This is a genomic window from Methanofollis sp., from assembly GCF_028702905.1.
Classification (GTDB): domain Archaea; phylum Halobacteriota; class Methanomicrobia; order Methanomicrobiales; family Methanofollaceae; genus Methanofollis.
This window is the reverse complement of the sequence record NZ_JAQVNX010000001.1, coordinates 1-19,340: the sequence shown is the minus strand read 5'-3', so window position 1 is coordinate 19,340 and position 19,340 is coordinate 1. Positions and strand designations below refer to the sequence as shown.

Here is a 19,340-nt window from a genome sequence, read left to right as displayed (position 1 = left end):
GGGCAGGCCCTCACAGGGCTCAAAAAGAATGGGATGGCTCTGGAGAGTTCTTTGTCCGGAGCGCTGGTGGCGGGTGCGGCCGGTTTGATTTTCTCCCTTTTCTCGACTCCCTTTTGTCGTCCTCTCGAACCCTTCACGTTTGGAAGGGTCAGATAGAAACCTTTCAGAACCGCCAGACCGGGCCGCCGCTCCGCCACCCGTTCTTCCGGGTACCGGGTTCGGCCTCCTTCTGGTCGTCGGCCGCCTCCCGCAGGGTGGCGCTCGTCAGGTCCGCCAGGTGGACGGCCCATGCCTCCGGCGTGTGGCAGTGCACCTCGCCGTGGGGGCCGTGGTGGGCCTGGACAATATGGAGGAGGTGGGAAAATCTTTCCTCCGGGATGCGGCCGCGGAACCGGGTAAGATAGGAGACGCCGATGGTGACATGGCCGACAAGGTCGTACTCCGGTCTCGCCGTGAAGGCAAGGCCGGCCTCGTCGAAGCAGAATGCCTTCCCGATGTCGTGGAGGAGCGCCCCGGCGACGACGAGGTCGCGGTCCATAGGGATACAGGCGGCATCGCAGGACGCCGCCGCGATCCTGGCCGTCTCCAGGGTGTGCCCGGCAAGACCGCCGCGGTACTCGTGGTGCCTCGACTTTGCGGCAGGTTTCATGAAGAACCCGTCCGCGCCGGCGATCGCTTCGAGCACCAGGTCCCGCAGTGCGCCGTCGGCGATATCGCTGGCCATCGCCAGCACGCCGCTCTTCAGTTCGGCCTCGTCCACCGGCGCACAGACGAAGTCCGCCGCAGAGACCTCTTCGGGCGGCACCTCCGCAAGGTCGGCGATCCCCTCGTTCACCGAGACCTGGACCGCACCGTTGTAGGCCTTTGCAAGGCCGCGGATGCGGTAGACGGCCCCGACAGTCAGTTTTTCTGCCGCCGCAGAAACGGCCTCGCCGCATCCCTGCACGCCCCAGATGTTGCAGGCGAGGGACCCGCTCCTGTCGGCGACCTGCGCCAGGATATAGGGACTTCCATCCCTCTTCTGCTTCACCTCGGCAGACCTGAGGAGAAAGATCTCGTCGACCTCGTCCCCGTCGGCGATATCCCCGACAAAGGTTTCCTTCCGGTTGGCCATTAGAACTCCACCTCAAGCACCGCCTCTTCCTCCTCCTTCAGGTCGCCCTTCACCCTCTCCCTGTCGAAGGCATACGCGGCCGCGGGGTCGTACTCCGCGTACAGCCCGCACTTGTCCAGCACATCCACGAACTCGCGGAGGAAGATGCGGGGGATGACGTCCACCCTCCCGCCGAACCCCGTGGTGACGCGGTCGATCATCCCCTGCATAAAGCGGTGGGAGACGCGGTTCCTGTCCACCGGTGCGGCGGCGTCGGCATAGACCTCGCAGACCTTCAGAGCCGCCTCTTCCAGTTTCTGCAGGTCGAAGGGCCGGAGGCGGATCTGGGCCTGGAGGGGGTTGGCATAGTCGTCGGCGCCCACGATCTTCAGGCGGTCGTACAGGGGCGGCAGCGAGCGTATCCCCTTCGACCCCTCGAAGAAGGCCGGGGTTCCGGTGAAGAGGAAGTAGCAGTGCGGCATCTCCCCCCTGTCGACGGCGTCGACGATCTGGCGGAGGTTGCCGTAGCCCTTCGCCCGCAGGTTCGAGGGCAGGGCCTGCACCGTCTCGACCTCGTCCACCGCCACCGCGAGTCCGGCATACCCGGCCGCCCTGATGATCCGCATAAAGCCCCGCAGAAAGACGAGCGCCGAGACCTCGTCCACCTCGCCCTTCACGCCTGCCGCCTGCCGAAACCTCCGCCCCACATGGGGCTCGCCCGAGAGCCAGCCGAGCGCCGCCTGCGCGAGAGGGAAGTCCCCGGCGCAGTTTGCCGTGTAGTAGACCCTGAGCGCCGCGGCAAGGGCCGGGTTCACCGTCGAGATGTCGGCAAGGGCTGCCTCGATCCTCTCCACCGTCCCGGTCTTCAGGGCCTCGTCCTCCTCGGAGACCCCTTCGACCTCGATGATCCTCTCCTCGATCGCGAAGATCCAGTCGTCCACGATCTCTTTGAGGGCGTTCTCGTGCTCCGCGGTCCTGAGAGACGAGAGGATCCGGTAGTACAGCGCGCTCTGCTTGTGGAGAGGAGTGTCTGCCGAGATCATCACATGCGCGGTGACAAACGTCTTCTCCCGTGCGATCTCCAGTGCCCGCGCCACGAGAAATGTCTTCCCGCTCCCGTAATCTCCGCAGACGAATTTTATGTCGGCCCCTCCCGATGCGGCGAAGTCAAGTTGTCTGCCGATCACCTCTTCCTCCACCGAAAGCCCGACGGCAAGACGTTCCAGCCCTGATGCGGGCACAGTCCCGCGCCTGAGCGCATTGATGATTCCTATGCTCTCTGTCTTTCTCCCGTCCATTAACTCACTTCCCGCAGTAGACATATATCTCGCCGTGCTCGCCCTGGCCCTGTTTCTCGATCAGGGGGAGACCGGCATCGTTCACTTTTTTGATCAGGCGATTGACCACACCGCTCACCCGGCGGGTGCCGAGCACCTTGCGGAGTTCTTCCTCATTGGTCTCGCGGTGCTGGCGTAAAAAGGCGACCAGCGCTGTTTCGCGTTCGTCGAGACCGAGGTCGGGCTCTTCGACATCGTTTTTGCTCCGGTCGGCTCTGGCCGCTCGGGCACCCTCACCTTCACCATCAAAGGGAAAAACAGGCAGTTCGGCGACAGTCGCCTCCTTGCACCGCCTGACGACATCGAAGAAGGCGTCCGTGCAGGTGCGGGAGAGGTCCAGACCGTGGAGGCAGTACTCCTTGCAGCGCACATAGTCCCCTGTGTCCAGCGCCACCCTGGCCGCACAGAGGCAGACCCGTGCGAAGATCTCGGTCCCCTCGGGGCCGAGGTGGCCGGTCTCGGTCGAGAACCTCCTGACAAGTGCGTCGAGGAGCCTCCTCCTCCCTGCACCACCCTCGTCTCCGCCGATGACGGCCTCGGCCACTTTCACGAGGTCGGCAGTCCTCCGGGTGTTCGTGAGAATATGGATGAGGATCTTCTCGCACTCCCGCGTCTCGCCCTGCCGCGCCAGAAACCGGGCATATTCGATCCCGCCATTGAGGAAGTCGAGCCTGTATGCCCGGTACAGCCAGTCCCGCGCCGCCTCCATGTCACCGAAAGAGGCATAGAAAATACCCGTCCTCGTAAGGCTGACGACGTTCGGGTCACGGGAGACAGTCTCCAGGTAGCACGCCGGCACGGTCTCCGGAGAATACGCCTTCCTGAGAAACTGTTCGTAGGCGGCGACAGACATCTCCAGGGTCTCGGGATCGTCCATCCCGGCAACCCCGCCCCTGATCAATGCCTCGTAGCACTCCCGTGCGAGCTCGGTCTGCCCTGTCGCCGCGATGAGTTCGCAGGCGACGAGCTGGTAGATCGGATGAGGGCTCCGGGCGAGGAGGCGTTCGCAGGCTTCCAGAGCCTCGCGGCACCTCCCCTCAGACTTGAGCAGGAGGACATAGTCAAAGAGAAGGTCGTTGTCGGATGTGTCCCCGAGGTACCGGGGAAAGATCTTCAGGGCCGCCAGCCGGTCGAAGGCAGAGAGGGCGGCGAGGTACTGCCGCAGGAACGCCGAGTCTCCTGTCCTCCTGAAGGTCTCGACCGATGCCGCCGCGGCGTCCCGGTGCCGCCCGGCGACCATCAGGGCATCGATGTACTCGGCATCGGCATCGGTCCCGCCGAGGAGTTCCTGATAGGCCGAGAGCGCTTCCTCTCCCCTGCCGCACTCGATGAGGGCGCGGATCAGGGCGCGGGCATCCTCCTTCTTTCCCGAGACCCGCGCGAGCGCGGAGAGGATCGGAACGGCCGACATCTGATCGCGTTTCCCGGAGAAATATGCCGCGTAGGCCCTGAGAGCCTCTTCATTTGCCGGGTCGAGTTGAACCGCCCTTGCATAGGCGGCGACCGCCCGCCCGTCCCCCCGCGCCGAGAGCACCCGGCCAAGAAAACTGTGGAGGTACGAGGACTCGGGCATCTTCCTGAGGAGGTCCCTGAGGTGTGCCTCGGCTTCGTTGTATTCACCGAGGGCAAAGAGGTTTGTAGCGAGGAGTATGGCGAGGGAAGAGTCGTCTGAGCCTTTCAGAAGGCACGTGCACAGGTCGATCGACTCCCTGTACTTCCCTGCCTCATAGAGGGCGAAGGCTTCCTTCCCGGCATCGGCTGGTGGTTGATCGGTCATGCGTGGTTGCGAGTACTTCACCGCACGCCCCAATAAGGGTAGTGAAAAAAGTCTAACTCTCCCGGCACCAGACGCTCAGGCGTTGAGAAGTTCCTGCAACACGCGGGAGAGTTCATCGATCCGATACGGCTTCCCGATACTCCCGAAGAGCCCGAACTTCTTCGGGTTCCTGACAACCGGATCGTTCAGGTAGCCGCTCGATACCACCACCTTCACCGCCGGGTCGAGTTCGCGGAGGCGGGTGAAGGTCTCCTCACCGCCCATCTTGCCGGGCACGGTCAGGTCGAGGATGGCACCGTCGAAGGGCTTCCCCTCTTTCAGCGCCTCCTCAAAGCGCGTCACCGCTTCTTTGCCGTCCTGTGCCGTCGTCACCGTGTAACCGAGATGCCGGAGAATGTCGCTGGTGGTTTCGAGAATACCCGCTTCGTCGTCCATCAGCAGGATCGAGCCAATCCTGCCTGACGTTATGACTTCGGGCTTCATCTCTGCACGTACATTATGTGCTGATGATGGCAGATAAAGGGAGAAGGTTGTCCCGGCGCCGGTTTCGGACGCCACATCCATCCAGCCCCCGTGATTCTTGATGATGGGCAGGGCGACCGCAAGGCCGAGGCCGGAACCATGCTTTTTGGTCGTGAAATAGGGATCGAAGATCCGCCCCAGATGCTCCTTCTGGATGCCGACACCCTCGTCTTTCACCGTGATCCGCACGTACGAACCTATCGGAAGAGGAACGGGGTCGTTCCCGGAGACCTCCACGACCTCTGCCCCGACAGTCACTTCACCGCCGCCGGACATCGCCTGGTCGGCATTGATGATCAGTGCCTGAAGCACCTGGAGGATCTGGGCCGGGTCGGCGTCCACCGGCATCGGCCCGGGCCCGAGGTCGAGCCTGCAGGTGCTCTTCGAGCCGCGGAGGGCGTAATTTGCCGCTTCACGGATGATGTCGGCGACATCCAGCGTGTCTTTCCGGGGTTCTGTTCTGTCGGAGAAGCTGAAGAGTTGCCGCGTGATCTCGCCCGCCCGCATCGTCGCCGCCTCGGCCTCGGTCAGGCGATGATAGACGAAATCGTCCGGGGAGAGTTTCATCCTTGCGAGGTTGAGATTGCCCATGATCGAGGTGAGAATGTTGTTGAAGTCGTGGGCGATCCCGCCGGCAAGTTCGGAGAGGGAGAGGAGTTTCTCTGTCCGGACAAACTCCTCCTCGGCTTTTTTCACCTCGGTGATGTCGCGGCCGACGGCCTGGTACTCCGAGACGTCACCGTCCGGGGTGAAGATGGCCCGCAGCGTCCACTGGTGCCACCGCAGGTCTCCCTCCGGGTTCCGTGCAGTGCCGTCAAGGGTGACGCTCTGCCTGCCCCCTGCAAAAAGCCCGGCAAGGGGGGGGAGGAGGTCCTCGCAGCCTTCGGGGAGGAGTGCGGCGACGGAGGATCCAAGTATCTCGTCCCTGCTGCGGCTGAAGGAGTGGCAGCATGCCTCGTTCACGAAGGAGAGGTGCAGATCAGACCCGAACCGGCAGATCCATTCTGTCTGGTCCTCGACCACGCCGCGGTAGCGCGCCTCGCTCGCCCTGATCTCCTCCTCCATCTGCTTGCGCACCGTGATGTCCTCGGCGAGGGCGACGAGCCCCCTCTTTCCGCTGTTTTCAACCAGGCGGCCATTCCAGAGGAGGACTTTCGTCTCACCGTTTTTCGCCCTGATCAAGACCTCCATGTTCTCGATCCGGCCACAGGCGTTGAGCCTCTCATATATGTCGTGCGTGATGGCGTCTCTGGAGACGGTGTCCGGGATGAGTGTCTCCCAGACCCTATCGATGTGCTTTCCGACCATCTCGTCCCGGTCGAACCCTGTGATCTCGGCCGCCGCCTTGTTCCAGACGCTCACGTCCCCTTCCTCGTCGATGACGGTGAGGAGCATCATGGCGTTCTCGATGACACTCTCCCTGAACGAACTGAGCGCCCTTACATGCTCTTCCGCACGTTTGCGCTCCGATATCTCCAGCCCGAGGAGTTCATTTGCCCGGGTCAGTTTCTCGGTCCTTTCAAGCACGAGTTCCTCGAGGTGCGTACGGTATTTCGCAAGTTCCTCCTCGATCTCGATCCGCTCGGTGATGTCGGCGAAGGAGAGCATGATGCAGAGAGGTTCGTTCTCCTCGTCTGTCACCATGTTTGCCGATACGCTGGCATGGAAGCGTTTTCCTCCCTTCTTCTTCCCGATCAGTTCGCCCATCCATCCGCCGTTCCTGTCGATGCGGTCGAGGATCGCGGCGATCTGCTTTTTCTGTGTCCAGAACCGGTCGAGCGGCTTTCCAACCACTTTCTGGATGTTCTCGTAGTCCCATTGTTTCAGGGCCGAGTGGTTTGCAAAGACGAGGTCGCCCTCGAGGTCGGTGATGATGATCGGGTTGATCGAGGAGGTGATGGCGCTGTCCATAACCCTGAGGGCCTCTTCGATCCTCTTCCTCTCCGAGATGTCGATCGCCGACCCGATGAGTTCGACTGCCTTCCCTTCTTCGTTGCGGATTACCCGCACTTCAGAGTGGACCCAGCGGTACTTCCCGTCTTTGTGCCTGATCCTGTACTCAAAGGTCCGCTTTCCCTCCTCAAGGAGTGCACTATATTCCTCGCCCTGGACGCGCGGACGGTCAGCAGGGTGGATGTAGGTGGACCAGAACGTGGAGTCGAAGAGGATCTCCTGCGGCTCGAAACCGATGAGGCCGGTGATGTTCTCGGTCACAAAGGTGATCGGGCCCATCCCGCGTCCGGTGGTCGAGGGTTCTGCCGAGAAGATCGCCACCGGGCTTGAGGAGAGGATGTGCTGGAGACGCGACTTTGTTGATTCGAGTTCGACCTCGAGACGCCGCCGCTGGAGCGCCACAGAGGAGAGGTGGGCGAAGGTCTCGATCGTCGAGACCGATTCCAGACAGACCTCATCCCTGAGAACGACGACCACACAGCCGAAGAGTTCGTCGCCCCGTGCAATCCCCATGACATATTCTTTCCTGCCGGTGCCTTTTGCGAAGGTATCGACAATCGTACCGACCGGTCCGGCGAGGAGTTCAGACTTCCCTCTTCCTTCCAGCGGCAGGACCACGCCCCTGCCGAGGTCTTCGATGAGGTCGGCCGGTACGGAGACGGTCATGCCCCTGCAACTGCGTGCCAGGGAGTAGAGGCGGGGGGAGTGGTCCTCGTCGATACCGGAGATCGCCCGCACGGTGAGGGTCGTGTCCAGGTCGTCGTACCGGGAGACTATGGCGAGGGATCCTTCGAGGAGACTGCAGAGGCGGTCCGCGATATAGCGGTAGATCTCCTCCTCAGGCGGCAATTCGACGAATCCCATGGCCGCACTGGAAAGGAAGGAGAGTTCTCTGACGTACTGGATCTCCCTTTCTTCGGCGTGTTTACGTTCACTGATATCGCGAATGACGCCCATAACCCCGACCGGCGACCCGTCACCTGCACGCAGGGTATTGATCCGCACTTCCACCCAGACCTGACTGCCGTTGGGACGGTGTGCCTCCAGTTCCATGACGCGCGAGAGGGGTTCCCCGTCGTCTGCGGCCGTCAGGATCTCGCATGCAGCCCCGGAGAAGACGTCGCCGTCGCCCGCAGCGAAGCAGTCGGTCACCGGGTGGTCAACCAGCCCTGCGGAAGGCCAACCCAGGAGACGTTCGGTCGACGGGCTCACATAGGTGAACCTGAGGTCAGGGTCAAGGGTGAATATGACGTCGGTAGCGTTCTCGGCGATCAGCTGATAGCGGTGCTCGCTCTCCCTGAGTTCGACCTCGGTCTCGTTCTGCTCGGTGATGTCGACGAGAGATATGATGGAGTATTGTGTCCCCGGGATGAGGGAGACATTGACGATCATATCTCTCGGGGTGCCGTCTTTTGCATATGTCCGGCATTCGTAGGACTTCGGTATGTCCCCGGCCCCGCTGCGCCTGAGTTGGTGGAAGTGTCTGACCATCTGGCGGTCTTCCTCGTCGACGCAGGAGGTCCACATGAAGCCGTTCCTGAGATCGTTGGCATTATACCCGAAGAGACGCTCGAACTCGGCGTTCATCCTGACGATAGTCCCCCCGTTGTCGAGAAGGAAGGTAGCGGTCCCGGTGGTCTCAAGGAGTGTCTGGTAGGTGACCTCTGACTGCTGCGCCGCCTCCAGCGCCGTCTGCTCACCGAGGTACACCCCGATCACTCCGCTGACGGCGCGGAGGAAGGCGTCCCCGCCTGAGGGCACGGCCTCTTCTGCCGCGTGCCTGATACGGAGTTTCCCCCCGTCCCTGCCGGGAGGGATGGGAATGATCGTCTCTGTATCTTTCTTTTTCCGGTGCCCCGCCTCGGCAGGGGAGATGCCCGGGGCCTCTATCCCGATCCAGGAACACCAGGGTGCCGCCTCCAGCACCAGGCGCGCGGCCCCTGCAAGGACGTCTCCGATCTCCCGCGTTCCGTCGATACAGAGGGCGGCAAGGGCGGAGAGGCAGGATGGCCACGCGTCCGTACCTGCGCCGCCTGCGGCGCGGGACATCTCCCTCTCCCCGCACCATGCCCACTGGACCTCTGAGAGCGAGCCGTCCGGGAAGAAGGTGCCGCAGAGCCTCCATACTCCGCCGGGCGAGGGGACCACGGCCGTCGGCTGCGCTGCGGAGAGTTCGCCGAGGCGTGCGCCCACTTCGGATGCCGCCATGCCGGGCAGGAGTTCCCTTATGTTCTTCCCGCGGACAGTCTCCTTTCTGGTGCCTGTCATCTCACAGAACGTCTCGTCGGCCGTGACGACCGCAAGGTCGGGCCCGGTCGTGCAGGTACAGATGCCGCAGGCTGTGGTCAGGTTTTTCAGCCTCTTTTCATTCTGGAGGAGTGTCTCCTCGGCCTGTTTGATCCCGGTGATCTCGCGGAAGATGTCGAGTCTCAGGCCCTGCAGTGCACTCCCGGAGACGACATGGCTGGAGTAGGTGATCCACCGTGACCCGACGCCGCGCAAGGGCAACTCAGGCTCCCGGCACTCTCGGGCCTTCCGGTAGACTGCCTCGATCCTGACCCTGAAAGACTCTGGTTCCTCAAAGAGGGGAGAGAGTTCTGATTCCATGACCTCCATGACGTCTCTCCCGACGAGTTCATCTGGAGAGAACCCAAAAATACGGCCGAAAGTCTCGTTGGCATAGATGATCGTCCTCTCCTGATCGCTGATGAGGATGCCGTCCCCCGAACGGTCCATCGTCAGGAGCAGGTGGGAAATTCCTGACTCCAGACGGTCGATATTCGAACTCTCCACAGTCTATCCGCTCCCACGTCCCTTATTGACGAGGTAGCCATCAGCACTTATAATGGTTATGTATTTTCCATTTGCCGCCACCCCTATCTTTATTGCAGAGAGTATCCACTGTTGCGCCGTTTCTCTTCCTGGATCTGTGTCGAGAACCGTCTCTCACGCGCTTTTGTCTTTTGGATGCGGTGTGCGGGAGGGAAAAAAGAGGTCTTCAGGGGGAGAGGAGGGAAAGGATCGCTGCGGCGAATGCCTCCGAGGCAAAGGGGCCGTTTGCCGTGACGACCTGCCCGTCGACAACGACGGCCTCGTCCGTGAGCGTCGCGCCGCCCTGTCTGATCTCGCTGGCCGATCTCGGGCTGTTGAAGACGGTCGCTTTCTTGCCCTTTAGCACGCCTGCACGGGCGAGGACGACCGGGGAGAGACAGATCGCGGCGACGACCTTGCCCTCGGCGGCGAAGGCCTGCACGAGCCCGATCAGGTCGTTGTTGCCCCAGAGAAAGTCCTGAGACCCGATGCCGCCGGCGATGACGATCCCGTCATACGCCTCATGTGCGACCTCTGCAAAAGTCACCGTCGCTTCGGCCGCACCGCCGAGCATCCCTTCGCAGGTGCCGGTCTTTGTCGAGGCGATGACGGTCTCCACGCTGGCCACGGTGCATGCCTTCTGCGGGACGAAGAGTTCTTCATCGCGGAATCTATCCGGTGCAATGGCGAGTACGAGTTTCATACCACTCAATGGGGGATTTTTCCCAATAACTCTATCTTTGTAGACAGACGGCTGGCGCGCCTTCATTCCTTCGGTGCGGGTGCGCGTACCCGCCGGTGCATCTATCGGTCGGAAAAAGTGGAGATCACTGGTGGCCTCGGAGGTGGCCGGGGAGGGCGGTGCCGGGCCTGTACTTCTCCGCCATTGCAAGGGCGGTCTCGCGGAGGGCCTGGTGGTCGGTCAGGCAACGTGCCGGGGGAGCCTCTTTCCTGAGTATCTGGGAGGTGTTCTCCGTGATCTGGATCAGTTCTGTTGCGATCACGGCGTTGAGCCAGATGAGGTCTTCGAGCATCTCTTTCTCGGATGGATCCATGAAGGGGTATGGATCTTTCTCCTTTATGGACTTTGTAGAATTGGGCATGAAGCGAAAACACGTCTCAGGTGAACCTGATGAAAAGTATTTCTGGCTCTGTAGAAATCCTCCTACAGAGGTTGATAGTGCGTGCTGATCCTCTGTCTTCCTCTTCCCGTTCGCCGGGGGACTACACTCGAAGACCTGATGGTCTTCTCATGCTCCCTTCGATCGCAGCCACCGGACCCCCGCTCAGGATTGGTCCCGGGAAGAAAGGGTCGGAGTCCTAGAGGAGGATGCCATCCCTGCCCCTATCTTAATGGCAGGGGGTATGGGGGGCGGTAGCCCCCCTGGACCAAGCACATCTGAACAGAATTTTTCCCCTATCGCTTCAGGAAGTACTTTCCCGCGAGGGTTTACCATGAAAATGATCCAGACTTTCAATTCTGGAGTTATGGATGAGAATTTGAACACACAGATTTCTCTCATACCTGATATGCGGAGAACAAAACCGTCCTCAGAACGATCGGGCTCTCTGCCTTCCCGCCCCTATCTTCGTCCCGGGGATCCGGGGGCAGCGCCGCCGGCGTGAAGATGTGGGAAGGGTTGATGATCAGGCGTGCCGCCCCGACCGCAGAATCTTCACCGCCGTCTCGCACCGGGGGGCGTTGCCCCCCGGACCCCCCACGGATGAAGATAGCCGGGGGGCGGCAATTGAACAGTATCCTTCAAGTGCCCTGTTGCAAGGAGAGGAATCAAGTATCCCTCCGCACTCAGGAGAACTGCAACGAGAAATTTTCATCACGTATGCGTGAGCCAGGGGTTCATGCCTGATTCTACAGAGCCGTATTTCATAACATATCCTGTTCTGGTGTGCTGGTTCCGGGGGAGTTCAGCGAAGACCCGACTGTCTTCTTGCCTCCCTACGGTCGCCCTCGAAAACCTACAGTTTTCTCAAGCTTGCTCCGCTCGCACCCCCCTTCATTAAGATAGGGGTGGATGGCAGTCTCCCCTCAGGATATCCAGTTCACTCTTCCCAGGCCTGATCCTGGTTCGGGGTCCGGGGGAAGATCGCAGGGAGTCAAAAAGGTCGAATCCCTTCGCTGAACGAGCGATAGCGAGTTCGAGAAAGCCAGAGGCGCTGTAGTACCCTGGTGAACTGTGTGGGGAAGGCAGCGGATCCGCGCGTCCCCTCAGGGGATCAGGGAGATGCATCGGCCGGATTAGGGTTTTTCCAGAGCCTTTCTCTATGATTTTTTCAGGGCCGCGGGAATGATTATGCCGGAGACGGTCCCAGTCCTGATCATGGGTTATCTCCAGGAGATCGCGGCAAAAGGGCGGATGGCAAATCCGTTTTTTGTTCTGATGGGCATCGACGTCATATCTTTCGGTGGAGGCGAGACCGTGCTCTCGATGACGGTGCGGCCCGAGATGCACAACGGTGCGGGATGGTTGCAGGGCGGCATCTACACCGCCCTTGCCGACGAGGCGATGGCACTTGCCCTCACCACCCTCCTCGACGAAGGCGAGCATATCGCCACGATCTCCGAGACGACGCAGTATTTCAAGGGGGTGCGGGACGGCACCGTCAGGGCAACGGGCCGTGTCGTCAGAAAAGGTCATGCCGTCGCCTTTGCCGAAGGGGCGATCATCGGCGCCGACGGTACCGTGCTCGCGCGGACGACCGCCTCCTTTGCGGTCATGGGACAAAAGTCCTGAGCGGAGTGGATAGAAGAGGAAAATCTCGCAACTTTAGATGATTTCTGGAGAAATGCGGTTCAGCCCGGGCCGGGCTTCTCCTCTCCCCCTCCACTAGAACTATAATCCTCCGGTGAGATATAATGGGGTACGACGATATCCGCGGGGAATTTGTTTTGAAGTATATATTCGTTACTGGCGGCGTAATGAGCGGCCTTGGCAAAGGCATTACTGCGGCATCGATCGGGAGGATCCTCAAGAACCGGGGCTACCAGGTCACGGCCATCAAGATCGATCCCTACCTGAACATCGATGCAGGGACGATGAACCCCGCCCAGCACGGCGAGGTCTTCGTGCTCAGCGACGGCGGCGAAGTCGACCTCGACCTCGGCAACTACGAGCGGTTTCTCGACATCGAACTGACGCGGCCCCACAACATCACGACCGGGAAGATTTACAAGACTGTTATCGAGAAAGAGCGTCACGGCGACTTCCTCGGCAGCACGGTCCAGATCATCCCGCACATCACCGACGAGATCAAGGGCCACATCGCAAAGACTGCCGAGGCCTTTGAAAACCACGGTCACAAGGCCGAGGTCTGCCTCGTCGAAGTCGGCGGGACTGTCGGCGATATCGAGAGCATGCCGTTTCTGGAAGCGGTGCGGCAGATGCGCGGCGAGTTCCCGGCACAGGACACCGCGCTCGTCCACGTGACCCTGGTCCCGGCAGACACGATGGGCGACCTCAAGACCAAACCGACCCAGCACTCGGTCAAGGCGCTGCGCGAACTCGGTCTGCGGCCAGACATCATCGTCTGCAGGAGCGACCGCGTCCTGCCAGGCCATTCCAGGCGGAAGATCTCCGACTTCTGCGATGTCCCGATCAGCGCGGTCATCAGCGCCGCGGACGCACCCGACATCTACCAGGTGCCGATGGAGCTTGAGAAAGAGGGGGTCGCAAACGTCATCCTCGACACCCTCGGCCTGGAGAAGCGCGGCGTGGACTCCGAGTGGTATCACACGGTGACGGCCGAGTACACGAACAGGGCGACGATCGGGATCGTGACCAAGTACGGGATCGAGGACGTCTATCTCTCGATCAAGGAGGCGCTGAAGCATGCCGGCCGCGCCCTCTCGACAGAGGTGCGGATCCGGTGGCTGGACGCCGAGACCTTCGACGATCACGACCTTGCCGAACTCGACGGCATCCTTGTGCCGGGTGGGTTCGGTTCGCGGGGCGTCCCCGGCAAGATCCGCGCCATCCAGTATGCCCGGGAGCACCAGATCCCCTTCCTGGGGATCTGCCTCGGTTTCCAGATGGCAGTCGTCGAGTTCGCCCGTGACGTGCTCGGTTACCAGGACGCTATCTCCGAGGAGTTCGGGCCTGGTACGCATGTCATCGCTCTCCTGCCCGAGCAGGAAGAGGTGAAAGACCTCGGCGGGACAATGCGCCTTGGCAACTGCCAGGTCGATGTGGCGACCGGCACGACGGCCTGGGATCTCTATGGGAAGACAGGGATCATCGAGCGCCACCGCCACCGGTACGAGGTGAACCCCGACTATATCGAGGAGATCACAAAGGCGGGACTGGTCTTCTCCGGCAAGAACGGGAACAGGATGGAGATCCTGGAACTGCCTGGCCACCCGTTCTTCTTTGCGACCCAGTTCCATCCTGAATTCAGGTCGAGACCGACACGGCCGTCGCCGCCGTACCTCGGATTTGTGAACGCGTGCAAGGAAAATAAAGAGATAAAACAGTAGAGGAAATGCAATGGTGAAGGTAGAGAAGTTCGTCGAGACCGCGATCGAGGAGATCAAGAAGGAGGCCGGGAACGAGAAGGTTGTCGTCGCCCTCTCCGGCGGTGTCGATTCATCGGTATGCGCCATGCTCGCAAGCCGCGCGATCGGGAAGAACCTGATCCCCATCTATGTGGACACGGGACTGATGAGGAAGGGCGAGAGCGAGCGGATCTGCGAACTCTTCTGCGACCTCGGGTTGAAGAGGGTCAATGCAGCGGACGAGTTCTTCGCGGCGCTGAAGGGGATCACCGACCCCGAAGAGAAGAGAAAGGCCATCGGCGAGAAGTTTGTCAGGATCTTCGAGCGCGAGGCAAAGGCGACGGGTGCGAAGTACCTCCTGCAGGGGACGATCTACCCTGACAGGATCGAGAGCGAGGGCGGGATCAAGAGCCACCACAATGTCGGCGGCATGCCTGTCGACATCCTCTTCAAAAAGGTCATAGAGCCCCTCCGCGATCTGTACAAGGACGAGGTGCGGGACGTTGCCGGTGCCGTCGGCCTGCCGGCCGAGATCCAGCACAGGATGCCCTTCCCCGGTCCTGGCCTTGCGGTCCGCGTCCTCGGCGAGGTCACGCCCGAGAAGATCGCGGTCGCCCGCGAGGCGAACGCCATCGTCGAGGAGGAACTGGTGGAGCGCTACCAGCCGTGGCAGTGCTTCGCCGCCCTCCTCGGCCGGGGGACCGGCGTCAAGGGCGACATCAGGTGCTTCGGCTGGGTCGTCGCCATCAGGGCGGTGAACTCCCGCGACGGCATGACTGCCGACCCGCTGGAAGTGCCGTTCCCGGTGCTCACCGCGATCGCGGGACGGATCACCTCGGAGATCGCCGAGGTCTCCAGGGTCGTCTACGACATCACCCCCAAGCCCCCTGCGACCATCGAATACGAGTGAGGCGATAAAATCATGGAGTTAACGCGGAATTACCGGGAACTGGATGCCCGCTATTACATGCCCGCCTTCTCGCGCACGATTGAGATCGTGCGCGGGCAGGGGGCGCATGTCTGGGACGCGGACGGGAAAGAGTATATCGACTGCGTGGCCGGGATTGCCGTCTGCAGCACGGGCCACTGCCACCCCGCGGTGGTGGAGGCGATCTGTTCGCAGGCGCATGACCTGATCCACTGCTCGAACCTCTACTATGTGCCGCACCAGGCCGAACTTGCCGAGAAGATCGTTGAGATCTCGGGCTTCAAGAACGGCAAGGCCTTCTTCTCGAACTCCGGGGCCGAGGCGAACGAGGGCGCACTGAAACTCGCCCGCCTTGCCACCGGCAGGAAGAAGTTCGTCTCTTTCACCCACAGTTTCCACGGGCGGACGATGGGGTCGCTTGCCGTCACCTTCAAACCAAATATCCGCGAGCCCTTCGAGCCCCTTGAACCGGGCTGCACCTTCGTCGAATACGGCGACCTCGATGCCCTGGAGAAGGCCGTGGACGCCGACATCGCAGGCGTGATCGTCGAGGTGATCCAGGGCGAAGCCGGCGTCATTTCTGCTCCCGAAGGTTTCCTTGAGGGTATCAGGGATGTCTGCGACCGGAAGGGCGCCCTGATGATCGTCGACGAGGTCCAGACCGGGATGGGTAGGACAGGAAAGTGGTTTGCCTTCCAGCACACGAAGGCGGTGCCGGACATCGTCACGATCGCGAAGGGTATTGCAAGCGGTTTCCCCATGGGCGCGCTTGTCGCCCGCGAGGGCCTTGAGTTCAAGAAGAGCGAGCACGGCAGCACCTTTGCCGGCGGCCCCCTCGCCTGCGCAGCGGCCAGGGCGACGATCGGTGTCATCGAAGAGCTTCTCCCGTCGATACCGGAGAAGGCCGGGCGCTTTGCCCGCGGCCTTGCCGCCCACAACCCCCGGGTGCACGGCCTCATGATCGGTTTCACCCTTGGCGAGCGCTGTCCTGCCGTGCAGGCGTACTGTGCCGAGCACGGCGTCCTGATCAACTGTGCGGCAGACGGGAACATCCGCCTGGTCCCGCCTCTGGTGATCTCGGACGAGGAGATCGACACGGCTGTCGGGGTCATCAATGCAGCGCTTCGTTAGACGGCAGTACGCCGCACCCGGCGGCTACGTCTTTGCGAAGAGCGCGGAGGAGATCGCCCGCGAGAACGGCCTTGACCGTGTTGCCCGCCTGGCGAGCAACGAGAACTCCTTCCCGCCGTCTGATGCGGTGGTCGCCGCCGGCCTCGCCGCCCTGAAGGAGGGGAACCGGTATCCTGCCGGCCACCCCGACGCCATCTTCAGGGCGCTGAAGGCGGTCCAAGGCGATCACGCCTTCATCATCGGGAACGGGATGGACGGCGTGATCGAGACGGTCGTGCGGACGGTGGTCGACCCCGGCGACCGCGTCGTCGTCTCCACCCCGACATTCTCCTTCTACGGTCTTGCGGCGGCGGCGCAGGGTGCCGAAGTCGTGAACGTCCCGCGGGAACCCGACTTCTCGGTCGATGCCGGGCGCTTCATCGAGGCGTGCCGCGGCGCGAAACTCGCTTTCCTCTGCACGCCGAACAACCCGACAGGGAATGCCGTCCCCATAGAGACGGTGCGGGAGATCCTTGACGGTATCGACTGCCTCCTCTTCCTGGACAACGCCTACATCGAGTTCTCCGATATCGACTACCGTCCCCTGATGAAGGAGTACGACACTCTCATCGAGGGGCGGACCATGTCGAAGGCCTATTCCCTTGCGGGTCTGCGCTTCGGGTACGCTTTTATACCCGACCGCCTCCTCCCCCACCTTGACAGTGCGTCCACGCCCTTTGCCGTGAACACCGTCGCCCTTGCGGCGGCCGGTGCGGCCCTGGCCGATCAGGCGCACATCAGGGAGGCCGTCGCGCATGTCCGGGTGTGGAGAGAGCGGTTCGTGGCAGAGATCCCCCTGCCTGTGACGCCGTCCGACGCGAACTTTATCCTCGTCGACGTCGCACCTCTCACCGGTGATGAGGCGATGGAGCGCCTCGCCGCCCGCGGTGTGATTGTTCGGTCGTGCCGCAGTTTCCCCGGTCTTGAAGACCGCTATATCAGGGTCAGCATCGGGGCGGACTGGGAGAACGAACTGTTTCTACGCGGGATTGCAGAACTATGATGATCGGCATCACCGGTACGCCGGGCACGGGAAAGAGCACCATCGCCGGGATCCTTGAGCGGCGCGGCCATGTGGTCGTCAGGGCTGGCGAGACGGTCGGGCCGTTTGTCCTTGGCGACGACCCTGCACGCGATACGAAGATCGTGGACGAGGAAGCATGGGCGGCCGCGTTCACCCCGATAGACGGTTTTGTCGAGGGGCACCTTGCCCACCTCCTCCCCTGCGACCGTATCATCGTCCTCAGGTGCCGGCCAGATGTGCTGGAAGCGCGCCTTGTGGCCCGCGGCTATGCGGAGGCGAAGGTGCGCGAGAATGCCGAGGCCGAGGCGCTCGACGTGATCCTTGTCGAGACTCTGGAAAACTTTGAAAGGAATGTAGTGCTTGAGATCGACACGACGACGACCGGCCCTGAGGAGGCCGCCGATCTCATCGCAGGCTTTGCCGCCGGGACTGTGCCCCCGTCCTCGGGCTCGTTCGACTGGTCGGCGTACCTGCTGGAGGGTCTATGACCCTCGACCGCTTCCGCCCCTATGTCGCAGGCCTCCTGACCCCGGCGATCGGCGTTGCCAGGGCCCTCCGCCTGACGCCGAACTTCTTCTCTGTCGGCGCTCTCCTCGCCGCCTTTGCGGCCGGCCTCGCCTTTTATGAAGGGATGCTCGCCGCCGCCATCGTCCTCGTGGCGGTCAATGCCATCTTTGACGCGCTGGACGGCGCCCTCGCCCGCGAACTTGCCATCGCAAGCCTGCGCGGCGACTTCATCGACCATGTCTCGGATCGCTACGCAGACATTGTCATCATCACCGGCATCTTTGCAGGGGGTGCGGCTTCGTGGGAGATCGGGGTCTTTGCCCTCACGGGCGTCCTGATGTCCTCGTACATGGGCACGCAGGCACAGGCCCTCGGTGTCGGCCGCTACTACGGCGGCGTCCTCGGCCGTGCCGACAGACTTGTCCTCCTCATGATCGCCGGCGTCCTCGACCTCTTCCTCGGGACGACGGTCTATGGCCTCCCGTACCTCGGCTGGCTCCTGGTCTTCTTCGGGATCTTCGGCCACTATACCGCCATCCAGAGGATTGCGTATATCTGGAAGAGGATCTGAGACCTTTTTTCGGGGTGAGGAGAATCGGCGGCGGCCGACCTTTCCACCTTCGCGCCTGATTTGCACCGGGGCGGTGGAAATGATCCGGCCTCAGAAGGGGGGCGTTCCTGAGGTGTATGTGCGTACAGAGTATAGAGAAAGAAGTGTGTACAGATACCCCGGATAATTTGCACACGATCCGGAGAACACACGGCACGGTCAGCCGCGGTGCGTGTGTCATGCTGTGAAATCCGGGGTGGTGCAAACGAGGGTGATCAACGGGATTAAGCAGTCTCTTTTCTCGATCCCTGGCCGTAGGCTGCTTCTCTCTCTGGTGCAAACCCGGTGAAAAATGAAAAAAACAGGGGTTCTGTTGGATTACTGGTGCAAAGGTTCTGGAAAATCGCTCATGAAACGAAGTTTCAAGCGGTTCTTTGAAAACCAACCCGGTAGTTTTCATGGTAAATGGCTTTGTAGGAACCCTCACCTTTTCTGGGTGTGAACGTGACTCACCCGCCTTCCTACATCTTCGCACCTGGGGCTCTGCCCCCGGACCCCCAAAACTGCGATTGGGTCAGGAAGGCAAAATCAACGAACATGAAGGGGGAGTTGCCGTCCCCGGTCCCATCCTGATGCGGGGGGACCGGAAGGTGCGAGACCCCGCGAGCTTGAGAAGACCCGTAGGTCTTCGAGCGGCCGGCCTCCGCAGAGATGCTATCCAGAGGATTTACCATGAAAATGATCCAGACTTTCAATTCTGGAGTTATGGATGAGAATTTGAACACACGGATTTCTCTCATACCCGATATACGGAGAACAAAACCGCCCGCAGAACGATCGAGCTCTCTGCCTTCCTGCCCCTATCTTCGTCCCGGGGGTCCGGGGGCGCTGCCGCCGGCGTGAAGATGTGGGAAGGGGTGATGATCAGGCGTGCCGCCCCCCGACCGCAGAATCTTCACCGCCGTCTCGTACCGGGGGCGTTGCCCCCCGGACCCCCCACGGATGAAGATAGCCGAGGGGCGGCAATTGAACAGTATCCTTCAGGTGCCCTGTTGCAAGGAGAGGAATCAAGTATCCCTCCGCACTCAGGAGAACTGCAACGAGAAATTTTCATCACGTATGCGTGAGCCAGGGGTTCATGCCCGATTCTACAGAGCC

Annotated in this window: 13 protein-coding genes; 7 read left to right on the top strand and 6 right to left on the bottom strand. The window is 61.7% G+C overall.

Going from position 1 to position 19,340, the window contains the following annotated elements; translation table 11 throughout:
* Positions 1-163 precede the first annotated feature (163 nt).
* The 6 genes from PHP59_RS00065 to PHP59_RS00040 form a co-directional block, all read right to left on the bottom strand.
* Positions 164-1,114: an HD domain-containing protein gene (locus PHP59_RS00065; RefSeq protein WP_300161727.1), complete on the bottom strand. Its 951-nt coding sequence runs from the start codon at positions 1,112-1,114 to the stop codon at positions 164-166.
* A complete protein-coding gene (gene brxD / locus PHP59_RS00060) occupies positions 1,114-2,391 on the bottom strand; it encodes a BREX system ATP-binding protein BrxD (RefSeq protein ID WP_300161724.1) in 1,278 nt (425 codons plus the stop codon). Before brxD ends, PHP59_RS00065 begins: the two co-directional genes overlap by 1 nt.
* A 4-nt stretch (positions 2,392-2,395) precedes the next feature.
* Entirely contained in the window at positions 2,396-4,207 is a 1,812-nt protein-coding gene (locus PHP59_RS00055) for a tetratricopeptide repeat protein (RefSeq protein ID WP_300161721.1), read from the bottom strand.
* A gap of 75 nt (positions 4,208-4,282) precedes the next feature.
* Positions 4,283-9,475 (bottom strand): PAS domain S-box protein, encoded by a 5,193-nt coding sequence (locus PHP59_RS00050; protein ID WP_300161718.1) that lies wholly within the window; start codon positions 9,473-9,475, stop codon positions 4,283-4,285.
* Between the two features lie 205 nt (positions 9,476-9,680).
* Complete coding sequence (locus PHP59_RS00045; protein WP_300161715.1) at positions 9,681-10,196, bottom strand: DJ-1/PfpI family protein; 516 nt, start codon at positions 10,194-10,196, stop codon at positions 9,681-9,683.
* Between the two features lie 124 nt (positions 10,197-10,320).
* Positions 10,321-10,548 (bottom strand): hypothetical protein, encoded by a 228-nt coding sequence (locus tag PHP59_RS00040; protein ID WP_300161712.1) that lies wholly within the window; start codon positions 10,546-10,548, stop codon positions 10,321-10,323.
* Between the two features lie 1,257 nt (positions 10,549-11,805).
* Here PHP59_RS00040 and PHP59_RS00035 point away from each other — a divergent pair.
* The 7 genes from PHP59_RS00035 (at position 11,806) to PHP59_RS00005 (ending at position 18,203) form a co-directional block, all read left to right on the top strand.
* A complete protein-coding gene (locus tag PHP59_RS00035; RefSeq protein WP_300161709.1) occupies positions 11,806-12,246 on the top strand; it encodes a PaaI family thioesterase in 441 nt (146 codons plus the stop codon).
* A gap of 155 nt (positions 12,247-12,401) precedes the next feature.
* Positions 12,402-13,985, top strand: a complete 1,584-nt coding sequence (locus PHP59_RS00030) for a CTP synthase (RefSeq protein ID WP_300161705.1) — start codon at positions 12,402-12,404, stop codon at positions 13,983-13,985.
* Positions 13,986-13,995: 10 nt separating this feature from the next.
* Positions 13,996-14,913, top strand: coding sequence for a glutamine-hydrolyzing GMP synthase (gene guaA / locus PHP59_RS00025; RefSeq protein WP_300161701.1), 918 nt, complete (start codon positions 13,996-13,998; stop codon positions 14,911-14,913).
* A gap of 12 nt (positions 14,914-14,925) precedes the next feature.
* A complete protein-coding gene (locus PHP59_RS00020; RefSeq protein ID WP_300161698.1) occupies positions 14,926-16,062 on the top strand; it encodes an acetylornithine/succinylornithine family transaminase in 1,137 nt (378 codons plus the stop codon).
* A complete protein-coding gene (locus PHP59_RS00015) occupies positions 16,046-17,104 on the top strand; it encodes a histidinol-phosphate transaminase (RefSeq protein ID WP_300161695.1) in 1,059 nt (352 codons plus the stop codon). The genes PHP59_RS00020 and PHP59_RS00015 overlap by 17 nt, the downstream gene beginning before the upstream one ends.
* On the top strand, positions 17,101-17,613 hold the full coding sequence (locus PHP59_RS00010) for an adenylate kinase family protein (RefSeq protein ID WP_300161692.1): 513 nt from the start codon (positions 17,101-17,103) through the stop codon (positions 17,611-17,613). The genes PHP59_RS00015 and PHP59_RS00010 overlap by 4 nt, the downstream gene beginning before the upstream one ends.
* Complete coding sequence (locus PHP59_RS00005; RefSeq protein WP_300161689.1) at positions 17,610-18,203, top strand: CDP-alcohol phosphatidyltransferase family protein; 594 nt, start codon at positions 17,610-17,612, stop codon at positions 18,201-18,203. The genes PHP59_RS00010 and PHP59_RS00005 overlap by 4 nt, the downstream gene beginning before the upstream one ends.
* Positions 18,204-19,340: the final 1,137 nt, after the last annotated feature.